The organism is Streptomyces sp. NPDC002209, from assembly GCF_042890265.1.
In the GTDB taxonomy this organism is placed as follows: Bacteria; Actinomycetota; Actinomycetes; order Streptomycetales; family Streptomycetaceae; genus Streptomyces.
Genome location: NZ_JBIARX010000002.1, coordinates 303,539 through 317,240, shown reverse-complemented (window position 1 = coordinate 317,240; position 13,702 = coordinate 303,539). Strand labels below are relative to the sequence as shown.

Sequence of the window (13,702 nt, the reverse complement as noted above, 5' to 3'; positions counted from 1 at the left end):
CCCTCAGTACGCTCCGCGACCGTCGACGACGGCGCGGAGGGTACGGCCCATGACGTCGACGTCGCTGGTGAACGACCAGTTGTCGACGTACTGAAGGTCGAGCTGGATCGTCTCGTCCCAGGACAGGTCCGAGCGTCCGCTGATCTGCCACAGCCCGGTCATGCCCGGCCGCACGGTGAGCCGGCGCAGCTCGACCTCGTCGTACTGGGCGACCTCCTCCGGCAGCGGCGGGCGCGGCCCGACGAGCGACATGTGCCCGCTCATCACGTTGAACAGCTGGGGCAGTTCGTCCATGGAGGTGCGGCGCAGCAGCCGGCCCACCCGGGTCACCCGGGGGTCGCGGCGGATCTTGAACATCAGGCCGTCGTTCTCGTTGGCCCCGGACAGTTCGTTCTTGAGCCGGTCCGCGTCCACGACCATGGTGCGGAACTTCCACATGACGAACGGGACCCCGTCGCGCCCGATGCGCCGCTGGCGGTAGAACGCCGGGCCGCGGGAGCCGAGGCGGATCGCCAGGACGATCCCGAGGAAGACCGGGGAGAGCAGCAGCAGCCCGAGCGCGGCCCCCGTGCGGTCGAGGACCGACTTCAGCAGGGTCTGGATGCCGCGGCTCACCGGCGGCAACACCCGCAGCACGGCGAGCCCGCCCGCGGACAGGGTCTCCAGCCGCTTGACGGAGACCTCCACGAGGCCGGGGAAGACGGCGAGTTCCAGGCCCGCGTCGTGCAGCGCCCACGCGACCCTGCGCAGCCGCTCCCCCGCGATCCGCGCGCCGGGGGCGACCAGCACCAGGTCGGCATCGTGACTGCGGACGGCGCCGAGCAGGGCGGCGGAGTCCGCGTTCCGGGCCTCGGGCGCGGCCGCCTCGAGCCGGGCCGCGACGGGCACCCCGCCCTCGATCGGGCCCGAGCCGACCGGCACCACTCCGACGACGACGTACGGGTGGTCGGTGCGCGCCGCCAGGTGCTCGATGACGGACTCGGCCGCGCCGGGTTCGCCGACCACCAGGACCCGGCTGACGGCGTGCGCCTCGCGGCGGGCCGCCGAGAGGTGGCGGTAGGTCAGCTTGTGGCAGGCCACGGTGATCAGCAGGGCGGGCAGCAGGGCGCCGAGCGCGGACAGCCGCGGGGTGCTCTCACCGGTCACCACGCGGGCCACGGCCAGGACACCGATCAGAATCAGCCAGTCGTGTACGACGGGCAGCACACCGCGTGATTCTCCGAGCACGCGGGCCGCGTACCGCCGGCGCACCGCCTGCACGCCGGTCCACGCCAGGGCCGCGCCGAGGGCGCAGTACACCGGCCGGACCTGCTGCGCCGCTTGGAAGACCAGCCCTACGGGGACTGCGGCGCCCAGGAAGTCGGCCGTGAGGGCAGCGGGCAGGTACCAGCGGGCCTTGTCGCCGAGCCGCCTCGCCGGGGCGGCCGCGAGCCGCGCCGGATCGGCGCCTGCTGCGGCCAGTCTTTGCGCAGGAAAATGGACATGCCTCATGGGCCCCCCTGGCACGTGGTCTATGACAGTGGCGCGTGCCCATGGCTTCCCCTGGCGACGGACATCTGGCGCACCGGGAAACAGTACGACAAACACCCGTACGACAAATGCCGATTGCCCGAACGGGGCCTCTTGTTGCGCAAGTGTTAGCAACCGGTACCAACCGTTCCAGATATCGACCCCCTCCTTCGCACGCGAAGGTGAATGGTTCGGATACCGGATACGTCTCATCGGTCAACGAACCGTTTCCAGCCAACCTTTTGACGCGGCCCTGACATTGGAGCCGACAGCTGGCACTCTTCGATCCGTTCTTCGCACCAGCCTGCTCTGCCCGGAGGCCCACCCAGCCGTCCGGAACCCCCCTTGCAGAAGGAGTCTGCGTTGAGTCCCACCCCCCACAGGCGTGCCACCGCGGCCGGCGCGCTCGTTGCCGCTGCAGCGCTGCTCGCCGTCGGCATACAGGCCGGCACCGCATCCGCCGACGCCACCGCGTCGCAGGCCCGCAACGCCGCTCAGCCCAACCCGGGCGCGGCCGCCGTCAATCTCAGCCCCTCCGAGCGTGCGACGCTCATCGCCGACGCCAACTCGACCACCGTCCAGGCGGCCAAGGCCCTCGGCCTCGGCGAGCAGGAGAAGCTGGTCGTCCGGGACGTCGTCAAGGACGCCGACGGCACCACGCACACCACGTACGAGCGCACCTACGGCGGACTCCCCGTGCTCGGCGGCGACCTGACGGTCCATGCCAAGGCCGGCGTCACCAAGAGCATCACCAAGGCCACCAACCACGAGATCAAGGTCGCGGACACCACGGCCACGGTCACCCCGGCCGCCGCCGAGGGCCAGGCCGTCTCCGCCGCGAACTCCGAGGGCTCCAAGGACGCCAAGGCCTCCAAGACCGCCCGCAAGGTGATCTGGGCCGCCGAGGGCGCCCCCGTCCTCGCCTACGAGACCGTCGTAGGCGGCCTCCAGGACGACGGCACCCCGAGCCAGCTGCACGTGATCACCGACGCCAAGACCGGCGCGAAGATCACCCAGTGGCAGGCCATCGAGACCGGCACCGGCAACACCATGTACAGCGGCCAGGTCACGATGGGCACCTCGCAGTCGGGCAGCAACTACACGCTGACCGACGCCGGGCGCGGAAACCACAAGACGTACGACCTCAACGGCGGCAGCTCCGGCACCGGCAGCCTCTTCACCAACACGACCGACGTGTGGGGCAACGGCGCCGCGTCCAACCGGGCCACCGCCGGTGCCGACGCGCACTACGGCGCACAGCTGACCTGGGACTACTACAAGAACGTGCACGGCCGCAACGGTCTGCGCAACGACGGCGTGGCCCCGTACAGCCGGGTCCACTACGGCAACGCGTACGTGAACGCGTTCTGGGACGACTCCTGCTTCTGCATGACGTACGGCGACGGTACGAGCAACACGCACCCGCTGACGTCCATCGACGTGGCCGCCCACGAGATGACCCACGGCCTCACCTCGGTCACCGGCAACATGACCTACAGCGGTGAGCCCGGCGGCCTGAACGAGGCGACCTCCGACATCATGGCGGCGGCCGTCGAGTTCTACGCCAACAACCCGCAGGACGTGGGCGACTACCTGGTCGGCGAGAAGATCGACATCAACGGCGACGGCACCCCGCTGCGCTACATGGACAAGCCGAGCAAGGACGGCGGCTCCAAGGACGCGTGGTACTCGGGCATCGGCGGAGTCGACGTCCACTACTCCTCCGGCCCGGCCAACCACTGGTTCTACCTGGCCTCCGAGGGATCCGGCGCCAAGGTCATCAACGGCGTGAGCTACGACTCGCCGACCTCCGACGGCCTCCCGGTCACCGCGATCGGCCGTGACGCCGCCGCCAAGATCTGGTTCCGCGCGCTGACGGTGGGCTACTTCAAGTCGAACACCAACTACGCGGCGGCCCGGACCGCGACCCTGCAGGCCGCTGCCGACCTGTACGGCGCCGGCTCGACCACGTACAACAACGTGGCCAACGCCTGGGCGGGCATCAACGTCGGCCCGCGCATCGTCTCCGGCGTCACGGTCACCCCGATCGCCAACCAGACCACCCAGATCAACACCGCTGTGAGCCTTCAGGTCCAGGCGACCAGCACCAACCCGGGTGCGCTGAGCTACGCGGCGACCGGCCTGCCGGCCGGCCTGTCGATCAACTCCTCGACCGGTCTGATCTCGGGCACGGCGACCACCGCGGGCACGTCCAACGTGACCGTGACGGTGACCGACTCGGCGAGCAAGACGGGCACGGCGTCCTTCACCTGGACCGTCGGCACGTCCCAGCAGAACGTGTTCGAGAACACGAACGACTACCAGATCGCGGACAACGCGACCGTCGAGTCGCCGATCGCCGTGACCCGCACGGGCAACGCCCCGAGCACCCTCAAGGTGGACGTGAACATCGTCCACACCTACGTCGGTGACCTCCGGGTCGACCTGGTCGCCCCCGACGGCACCGTCTACAACCTGCGCAACCGCACCGGCGGCAGCGCGGACAACATCGTCCAGAGCTTCACCGTGAACGCCTCGTCCGAGGTGGCCCAGGGCACCTGGAAGCTCCGCGTGGCGGACCTCGCCAGCCTGGACACCGGCTACATCAACAGCTGGAAGCTCACCTTCTGACCCCACCCGGGGCAGGTGAAGCGAAGCGGCTGATCCCATGAAAACGCGGGGCCGTCCGGGAGAGACCCTCCCGGACGGCCCTGTTCCATGCGGCGTCGAAGGGCCCGGCACCCACGGGGTGCCGGGCCCTCGTGCTCATCGGATCCGAAGGTCAGCCGCCGATGCCCTTGAAGATGAAATCGAACAGGTCGTGCTTTCCGTGGTGCTTGCGGCCCTCGTCGTGCCGGCCCTGCTCCTTGCCGTGCTCCCGACCCTCGTCCTTGCCGTGCTCCTGCTCCTTGCCGTGCTCCTGCTCCTGGCCGTTCTCCTGGCCCTGGTCCTGGCCGTGCTCCTGCTCCTGGCCGTTCTCCTGACCCTGCTTCTGCTCCTGCTCCTGCTCCTGCTTCTGCTTCTGCTCCGGCTCGTCCATCGGCGTGCGGTGCGCGCGGAAGTCGTCATCGTCGTTGCGGTAGTCGTCGCGGTAGTCGTCACGGTCCTCACGGAAGTCATCACGGTGACCGCGGACCGGCACGAAGGTCGCCGAGAGGACCGATACGTTGTGCACCGTGTCGCCCGGCTGCAACTCCCGCTCCACCCGGCCGCTGCAGGCGTGGTTCGGGTAGAGCACGGCCCGCGAGTCGGTGTCGTTGTGCACCGCCGTCGCGGGGCGGTTGCGCGAGGTGTCCGTCAACTCGTAGCAGGTGTCGTTGTCCGACGGGCGGATCTGCCCGCGCTCGTCGTTGTCGATGATGTACTGCAGCCGGCCGAGGTCGTCGTTGCCGCCGGCCATGGACGGGCCGGCGGTCGGCAGGACGAGGGCGAGGGCACCCAGGAGCGCTGCGGCGGTAGGGCGAAGACGCATGGGGAGGCAGTCCGTTCTGTGGGCAAATGGATGCCGGTCCGGTGGCATCCAGCGGGCAGCGTAGGAGCGGTCCCCCATGCCGAAACGATTCGGCATGCACAGCGCGTTCGAAGGTTCACCCTCCCGGATCGGCGGCCTGCACCCGTACGGTCCCGCTCCGCAGCCCTTACGCGGACGCGCGTTCGGACGCCGGAACGGCCGCACCGGCCGGAGCCGGTACCGCAGTGGCAGCCGGGACGGGAGCCGGAGCCTGCGCCGCCGAGCGGACCAGGACGAGCACGATCAGCGCGCCGGCCAGCCCCATCAGCCCCGAGACCAGGAACGTCCCCCGCAGCCCGCTCGCGAAGGCCTCCTCCACCCAGACCCGGGCGGCCGGCCCCGCGGCCAGCAGCTCCCCGGCCCGGCCGGAGGCCAGCGCCTCGGCCGCGGCGGGCCCTTGGCCGAAACCGCCGAGCCCGTCCTTCAGACCGGCCTGGAAGACCGCGCCGAGCACCGCGATGCCCAGCGCCATGCCCAGCTGCCGCGCGGTGTTGAGGGCACCGCCGGCCATGCCCGCCCGGGCCGGGGCCACGGCCCCCATCGCGGCGGCCGCCAGCGCCGGGGTCGCCATGCCCACGCCGAGGCCGGTCACCACCAGACCCGGGACCAGGGCCGGCCAGCCGTCACCGGCATCCGTCATCCAGGCCTGGAGCAGTGCGCCCGCCCCGATCAGCAGCAGCCCGCCGCCGATGGTCAGCCGCGCCGGGGCCCCGTGCAGCAGCCGGCCGGCCACCGCCGAGACGGCGAACGCGGCGAGGCTCAGCGGCACCAGCACCAGGCCCGCCGAGACCGGGCCCATCCCCTCGGCGGACTGCAGCCAGAGGGAGACGTACATCAGGTACGAGAACGCGGCGCCGGACAGCAGCAGCGCCCCGGCCATGACGCCGACGAAGGAACGGCTGCGGAACAGCGAGAGGTCCAGCATCGGGCGGGAGCTGCGCAGTTCGACCAGGACGAAGGCCGCGAAGGCGGCCGCGCCGAGCCCGAACAGGCCGAGGGTGGCGCCGCCGGTCCAGCCGTTCTCGCCGACCCGGATCAGGGCGTACGTGACGGCCGCCGCGCCCGTGGTGAAGGCGGCCATGCCGGGCAGGTCGAGGCCCTTGGCGCGCGGGTCCCGGGACTCGGCGACCGAGCGGAGGGTCACGTACACGGCCACGGCACAGACCGGGAGGTTGATGAAGAAGATCCAGCGCCAGTCGAAGTGCTCGGTCAGCAGCCCGCCGATGATCGGGCCGGCCGCGGCGGCGGCGCCGTTGACCGCGCCCCAGACACCGAAGGCGATCCCGCGGTCGCGCCCCTGGTAGGCACTGCTGAGCAGGGCCATGGTGGTGGCGAACATCGCGGCACCACCGATGCCCTGGACGGCCCGGAAGGCGATCAGTGCGGCCGGTCCGGTGGCCAGCCCGCAGGCGAGCGAGGCGGCGGCGAAGAGCCCGAGCCCGCCGACGTAGACGCGGCGGCGGCCGATCCGGTCGGCGAGGGAGCCGGCCCCGAGCAGCAGGGCGGCGAGGGCCAGGGCGTAGACGTCCATGACCCACTGGAGTGCGGAGAAGGAGGTGTGCATGTCGGCGGCCATGTCGGGCAGGGCGACCATCACGATGGTGACGTCGACCAGGAGCATGAACGCCCCGAGGCACACCGCGGTCAGCGGGAGCCATTTGCGCATGTGAGTTCTCCTCGGGACCCGAAGGCCCGGCAGGGGCCGGGCAGGGCCGGCAGGGGGTTGGCGGTGGCTCCAACCTCTCAGCCGCAGGGCCAATCCCCCATCCACGCCGCCACGGCTGCCGGATTCCTCCATGACGGGCCCTGTCATGATGGATTCCATGACCACACCCGCACAGCTGGACGACCTCGACAGGGGGCTGATGCAGGCCCTGATGCTCGACGGCCGGGCCCCCTTCAGCCGGATCGCCGAGGTCCTCGAGGTCTCCGACCAGACGGTGGTGCGCCGCTACCGCCGGCTGCGGACCTCGGGCCTGATCCGGGTGGTCGGGCTGCCGCTGGGCAGCCGCGTCGGGCTGTTCGAGTCCTGGCTGCGCGTGCAGTGCGCGCCCGACGCCGCGCTCGCGGTGGCCGAGGCGCTGGCCCGGCGGCCGGACATCTCCTGGGTGAAGCTCGGCTCCGGCGGGACGGAGATCAACTGTCTGACCAAGGCCCGGACCCGGCAGGCCCGCGACGGCCTGCTGCTGGACAAGCTCCCGCGCACCCGCCGGGTGACCGGGATCAGCGCCCACACCATCCTGCGGGTGTACATCGGCGGCCCGACGGGATGGTGCGGCCTGGACACCCTGCGGCCCGAGCAGGTCGCGGCGCTGACGCGGCCCCGCGTGGCGCCCGGGCAGGAGCGGTACACCCTGGACGAGGCCGAGCTCGCGCTGCTCGCGGTACTCGCCCAGGACGGCCGGGCCGGCTATCCCGAGCTGGCCCGCGCCTCCGGCCTGTCGGAGTCGACCGCGCGCCGCCGGCTGGACCGGCTGCGGGAGCTGCGGGAGCTGTACTTCGACCTGGAGCTCGTCCCGTCGACCCTGGGCTACGAGGCGGAGGCGACGCTGATGCTGACCGCGGAGCCGGCCCGGCTGGCCGAGGCGGGCGCCGCTCTGGCCGGCCACCCGGAAGTGCCGTTCGCGGCCGCGGTGACCGGCACGGCCAACCTCATGGCCGCGGTGGTGTGCCGGGACACCGACGCGTTGTACACGTACATGACCGAGCGGATCGGCTCGGTGCCCGGCCTGCGGCACGTGGAGGTGATCCCGACCCTGCGCAACATCAAACGGGCCGGGATGCTGGTGGAGGGCGGGCGGCTGGTCGACCCGCCGCCCGCCCCCTGACCGGCGCCCCGACTAGCGCAGCAGTACGCCGCCCCCAGGGCCCGTGTCACCGGCCGCGTCGGCCTCCACCGGAGCGGCGACCAGCCCCAGTTCGGCCGGCGTCGCCAGCAGCGGGTGCGCGGGCAGGATGCGCACGGTGTAGCCGTAGGGCCCCGTGCGGTCGAGGGCGAGCGGGCCCTCGTACATCCAGCGTCCCTCCAGGTCGGGCCCCGCGGCCGGCTTGAGCGGGAAGGTCCGCCCGTCGCGGATCACGTCCTGCGGATCCACCCGGCCGGCGACGGCCTGTACCTCCACGTCCTCGGGGGTGAGTGCGTCGAGCGCCACCCGCACCCGCAGCGTGAGGGTGGCCCCGAGCTCGGCGGTGCCGTTCACGGGAGCCGCGGCCAGCGCCTCCACGTGCTCGACGACGACCCGCGGCCAGGCCGCCCGGACCCGACCCTTCCACCAGGCCAGGTCCCGTGCCGCATCGGGGTTCAGGGCCCGGTGGGCGCGCGCGGCCGGCGCGTACAGCCGCTCCACGTACTCCCGCACCATGCGCCCTGCGAGCACCTTGGGCCCCAGCGATACCAGGGTGCGCCGGACCATCTCGATCCACCGCACCGGCAGTCCGCTGCGGCCCGCCCGGTCGTAGAACCGCGGCGCGACCCGGCCCTCGATCAACTCGTAGAGGGCATTGGCCTCCAGGTCGTCGCGCCGGTCCTCGTCCGTCCCCAGCCCGTCGGCCGTCGGGATGGCCCAGCCGAAGTCCGGCTCGAACCACTCGTCCCACCAGCCGTCCAGCACGGACAGGTTGAGGCAGCCGTTGAGCGCCGCCTTCATCCCGCTCGTCCCGCAGGCCTCCAGCGGCCGCAGCGGGTTGTTCAGCCAGACGTCGCAGCCCGGGTAGAGCTTCTGCGCCATGGCCATGCCGTAGTCGGGCAGGAAGACGATCCGGTGCCGCACCCGCGGGTCGTCCGCGAAGCGCACCAGCTCCTGCACGAGCCGCTTGCCCCCGTCGTCGGCCGGGTGCGCCTTGCCCGCGACGACGATCTGCACGGGCCGCTCGGGGTCGAGCAGCAGCCTGCGCAGCCGTTCGGGGTCGCGCAGCATCAGCGTGAGCCGCTTGTACGAGGGCACGCGCCGGGCGAACCCGATGGTCAGCACGTCCGGGTCGAGTACGCAGTCCACCCAGCCGAGTTCGGCTTCGGCGGCCCCGCGCTGGAGCCACGAAGCCCGCAGCCGGTCGCGCACCTCCTGCACCAGCTGTTCGCGCAGCCCGCGCCGCAGGTCCCAGATGTCCTGGTCGGCGATGTCGGCGACCGCGTCCCAGCGCTGGGAGCCGCCCACCGACAGCGCGTCCTCGGTCCGCCCGGCGCCGATCTGGCGGGCTCCGAGGCGGACGACCTCGGGGGCCACCCAGGTCGGGGCGTGCACGCCGTTGGTCACGGAGGTGATGGGCACGTCGGCCGGGTCGAAGCCCGGCCACAGCCCGGCGAACATGCCCCGGCTGACCGCCCCGTGCAGGGTCGAGACCCCGTTGGCGCGCTGGGCCAGGCGCAGCCCCATCACCGCCATGTTGAACACCCCGGGGTCGCCGCCGGGATAGGACTCGGCGCCCAGCTCGAGGATCCGGTCGACCGGCAGGGCGGCCAGCTCCGCGCCGGGCCCGAAGTGCCGGGCGACCAGGGCCCGCTCGAAGCGGTCGATGCCGGCGGGCACGGGCGTGTGCGTGGTGAACACGGTCCCGGCGCGCACCGCCTCGACGGCGGCGTCGAAGCCGAGCCCCTGCTCCCCTTCCAGTTCCCTTATGCGTTCGAGCCCGAGGAAGCCGGCGTGCCCCTCGTTCGTGTGGAACACCTCGGGGTCGGGATGCCCGGCGATCCGGCAGTACGTGCGCACCGCGCGCACGCCTCCGATGCCGAGCAGCATCTCCTGGAGCAGGCGGTGGTCGCTGCCGCCGCCGTAGAGCCGGTCGGTCACCTCCCGGGCGCCGGCGTCGTTGTCCTCGACGTCGGAGTCCAGGAGGAGCAGCGGCACCCGGCCGACGCGGGCCTGCCAGATGTGAGCGTGCAGGGCCCGGCCGCCCGGCAGGCTCAGGGACACCCGGGCCGGTGCCCCGTCGGTGTCCCGCAGCAGGGACACGGGGAGTTCGTTGGGGTCGAGGACGGGGTAGTGCTCCTGCTGCCAGCCGTCCCGGGAGAGGGACTGGCGGAAGTACCCGTGCCGGTAGAGCAGTCCCACGCCGATCAGCGGGACGCCGAGGTCGCTGGCGGCCTTGAGGTGGTCCCCGGCGAGGATCCCGAGCCCGCCGGAGTACTGCGGCAGGGCGGCGGTGATCCCGAACTCGGGGGAGAAATAGGCGATCCCGGCGGGCAGCTCGGCGCCGTTTTCATGGCTCTGGTACCACCTCCCGCCGTGGACGTAGTCGTCGAGGTCGGCGGCGACGACGGCGAGCCGGCGCAGGAACCGGCGGTCGCCGGCCAGTTCCTCGAGCCGGGGGGCGGAGACCGCGCCGAGCAGCCGGACGGGATCGCCTCCGGCGGCCTGCCAGCCCTCGGGGTCGACGGATTGGAAGAGTTCACGGGTCTCGGCATGCCACGACCAGCGCAGATTGCGCGCGAGGTCGGCGAGCGGCAGCAATGGTTCCGGGAGAACGGGGCGCACGGTGAATCGACGGATAGCCTTCACACGTTCTACCTTCGCAGGCGATTGCGGATCGAAGCGGCCGCACCACGCTGTGCGTCCGCGCATCACCCCGGGAAGGCTAGCTTCACCGGGGCCCGCCCTGCCACGGTGCCTCGATCGCCGAACGGCGCCGGACGCCGCAGTAACGCCGCCGAAACGCCGCCGCCCCGGTCACCGCGTGCAGTGCACGGGCGGCCGGGGCGGCGGTGTGTGGCGCGGGACCGGGCAGGTCAGGGCTGGGTGAAGTAGCCGAGCAGGTCGGTGATCACGTGGGTGCTTCCGCCGTAGCCGTTGGCGATGCTGACGCGTCCGTCACCCACCGGAGTGGTGACGTGGTTCGGGACGGTGTCACCGGGACGGGTGTTGAGGCTGCTGGCCTCCGGGCGGGCGGCGCCGTACCCGTACACGGTGAGGAACCCGGGGCCGGTGGACTCGGTCGCGGTGACGTTCAGCGCCGCGCCGACGGCGCCCGCGGGCTGGCCGGTCACGGTGGTGGTGGCGCCGGGGGCGAGTTTGCCGGTGGTGCGGGTGTCGGCCAGGCGGCGCGGGACGGTCGGGGTGAACAGGGCCTTGCCGCCCTTGCCGTACCAGCCGACCGCGTCGAGGACCAGGTGGGTGGAGCCGGTGTTGGTGTAGAGGGTGATGGTGCCGTCGGGGCCGACGGGGACGATGGCCTGGTTCGACTTGTCCTTGCCGGGTTCCAGGTTGAGGTTCGAGGTCGCGGGCCGCTTCGCCGGGTCGGGGTAGGCGATGACGTGGGCGTTGTCGGTGCTGGCGGTGCCGGTCAGGTTGAGCGCGACGGCGGTGGCGTCGGCGGGGATGCCGTTCACCCCGGCGACCTTGACCGTCCGGGTCTGCCCGCCGCCGAGCGCGCCGCCGCTCGTACGGGTGTCGGCGAGCCGGGTCGGCGCGATCGGGCTGAACCGCTGCCCGATGCCGGGCTGGTAGTAGCCGACGAAGTCGACGACGAGCGCGGCGCTGCCGGAGTTGAGCTGGGCCGAGACCTTGCCGTCGGCGCCGACCGGGACGGTGACCGTGTTGGAAGAGGTACCGCCCTTGCAGACGTTGACGTTCGAGGTCGCCGGGCGCGGCTGGCCGGAGGGCCACACGCTCAGGTGCGTGTCCTCGGAGGCCCCGGTGACGGTCACGTTCAGGACGGCGGCGGCCATGCTGCCGGACAGGACGTGGTCCGGCAGGGTCAGCCCGACCGGCAGGGTCACCGCGGTGGCGCCCCCGCCCCAGAGGACGGTGCCGTTGGTCCGCGTGTCCAGCAGCCGGAACGGGGCCGTGGCGACGTAGCCGGACGGCGCGTAGTCGACCTTCACGCTCCGGGTTGCCGTGGAAGCGGCCCCCTTGGTGTCGCGGACCGTGACCGTGACCTTGTATTCACCGGGCCGGGCGTAGGCGTGGCTCGTGCCGTACAGGGAGGTCTGCTGCCCGGTGGTGCCGTCGCCGAAGTCGAAGTCCACGCTCTGCACGGGCCACGGCGCAGCGGTTGCCGAGGGGTCGACGGCCACGGACAGCGGGCCCGCGTGGCTGATCGGGGAATCCGAGGTCGGCAGCTCCGGATTCACGGTGAGGGCGGCGGTGAGCGGACCGGCGGCGGTGACGTTCGTCGACAGCTCGGCGGAGGCCGTCTGCCCGTTGCCGGAGACCGCCGTCACGGTGACCCGGCACCACTCGCACGGTGCGCTGTAGACGTGCTCGGCCGTGGTCGCCCCGGTCACGACGGGGGCCGTGCCGTCACCGAAGTCGTAGTGGTAGGTGAGCGCGCCCGGCCACCGGTTGTCCGGCTCGGCCGTCGCCTTCACGGTGGTGCCGACCGGTGCCCAGTACTGGTCGAGTTCCAGCCGGACGCCTCTCAGGTAGTCCTGGGTCTCGTAGGCGCCGCGATCCAGGTACCCACCGTCCTTGCCGGTGTTCGGGACCCGCGGATCGTCGGCGGCGGGCTTCCCCGCCTTGTCGCTCGGCAGTGCGCCCGGAGCCGTCGGATCGGCGGAGTCCACGGTGGGCGAGCCGTCGATCGGACCGACCTTGTAGCCGTCGGGGGCGAGGATGTCGTGCGCACCGTGGCCCGTGGCGGCCTGGAAGGCCGCCGGACTCGGGTATGCGGTTGCGGACCAGAGGTACGGGTTCACCTGCGCCCGGTGACCGCTGAACACGTTGTAGTCGACACGCGTGCCTTCGGCCGCGCTCTGCGCGACGGAGACTCCGCCCCGCGGCTCCGCCGCCTCGCACTTGTCGTAGGTGGCTTCACTGAAGACCACGTTGTTGAACAGCGCGGAACCCGTCGAGTTCCCGCTGAAGGACACGGTCGCCCCGCAGACGCCGGTGAGGTCGTTGTTGGTGACGACCGTGCCGGGCGCGTCCACCACCGTGACGCTCGACCGCAGCTCCGCATAGAGCTCGTTGCGGCTGAGCACGGTGCCCCGCGAGCCACCCTCGATCCGGACGCCCCATGTGCTGCTCCGGGTGAGTCGCACGTCCGTGCTCTGCTCGCCGACCACGAGGCCGCTGCCGGACACTGCCCCACGGCTCTGGATCCGGTCCAGCTCGACGTCGGCGGACCGGGAGACGCGTATGCCGTCGCCCATGTACATCCCGCGCACCACCACGTGGCCCGCACCGCTGACGGTCAGGCCCTTGCCGAGGTCCACCCAGTCGAAGCCGTCGGCCGCGCCGGACACGAAGGCGATCGGCCTGCCCGGCTCGCCGGAGCGGTCGACGGTGACGGCCTCGTCGTACGCCTTGCCCGGTGCGATCCGCACGGTCTGGCCCGGCTTCACGATCCTGGCGGCCGCCGAGATCGTGCAGAAGGGGGCGGCCTGCGCCCCGGAGCCGGCGTCGGAGCAGTGGGCGTCGGCGTTGTCGACGTAGAGCGAGGCCGGGGCATCGGCGGCCGCGGCTGCCGGGACACCGAAAAGGGTGACGAGGCCCGCGGTGAGCAGGACCACCGTACGAGTGGGACGCAACGGGGATGTTCCTTCGAAAAAGTTGATGTGAATTCAGGACACTTCGACGGTCGGAAGCGCACGGGGAATTCACAGAGTCGGTCCCATGGTCCCTCTTCCGGAGACCACTGTCACTCCGGATATTCCGCCCTCACCACCCCAAATCCGCAGTCACGGATGGGGCCTGTGGTGGCGGTGGGGCGGGGGTTTCACGTCGTACATCCGGTAGTCCTGACCGA

Annotated in this window: 7 protein-coding genes; 2 read left to right on the top strand and 5 right to left on the bottom strand. The window is 72.0% G+C overall.

Annotated features, from left to right (window positions below; genetic code table 11):
• Positions 1–3: 3 nt before the first annotated feature.
• On the bottom strand, positions 4–1,491 hold the full coding sequence (locus ACFYXK_RS06310; RefSeq protein ID WP_389410050.1) for a sugar transferase: 1,488 nt from the start codon (positions 1,489–1,491) through the stop codon (positions 4–6).
• A 381-nt stretch (positions 1,492–1,872) separates the two neighbouring features.
• Here ACFYXK_RS06310 and ACFYXK_RS06305 point away from each other — a divergent pair, with 381 nt between their 5' ends.
• Complete coding sequence (locus ACFYXK_RS06305) at positions 1,873–4,140, top strand: M4 family metallopeptidase (RefSeq protein WP_389410049.1); 2,268 nt, start codon at positions 1,873–1,875, stop codon at positions 4,138–4,140.
• A 151-nt stretch (positions 4,141–4,291) separates the two neighbouring features.
• Here the strand turns inward: ACFYXK_RS06305 and ACFYXK_RS06300 are convergent, their stop codons facing one another.
• On the bottom strand, positions 4,292–4,981 hold the full coding sequence (locus tag ACFYXK_RS06300) for a hypothetical protein (RefSeq protein WP_389410048.1): 690 nt from the start codon (positions 4,979–4,981) through the stop codon (positions 4,292–4,294).
• 166 nt (positions 4,982–5,147) lie between these two features.
• On the bottom strand, positions 5,148–6,686 hold the full coding sequence (locus tag ACFYXK_RS06295) for an MFS transporter (protein ID WP_389410047.1): 1,539 nt from the start codon (positions 6,684–6,686) through the stop codon (positions 5,148–5,150).
• 157 nt (positions 6,687–6,843) lie between these two features.
• On the opposite strand from ACFYXK_RS06295, the gene ACFYXK_RS06290 reads away from it, so the two are divergent.
• Complete coding sequence (locus ACFYXK_RS06290) at positions 6,844–7,848, top strand: Lrp/AsnC family transcriptional regulator (protein WP_389410046.1); 1,005 nt, start codon at positions 6,844–6,846, stop codon at positions 7,846–7,848.
• A gap of 12 nt (positions 7,849–7,860) precedes the next feature.
• Here ACFYXK_RS06290 and glgP read toward each other — a convergent pair whose 3' ends face one another.
• Both glgP and ACFYXK_RS06280 read right to left on the bottom strand, forming a co-directional pair.
• Positions 7,861–10,515: an alpha-glucan family phosphorylase gene (glgP, locus tag ACFYXK_RS06285; RefSeq protein ID WP_389410045.1), complete on the bottom strand. Its 2,655-nt coding sequence runs from the start codon at positions 10,513–10,515 to the stop codon at positions 7,861–7,863.
• A 227-nt stretch (positions 10,516–10,742) separates the two neighbouring features.
• A complete protein-coding gene (locus ACFYXK_RS06280; RefSeq protein WP_389410044.1) occupies positions 10,743–13,484 on the bottom strand; it encodes a PKD domain-containing protein in 2,742 nt (913 codons plus the stop codon).
• Positions 13,485–13,702 lie beyond the last annotated feature (218 nt).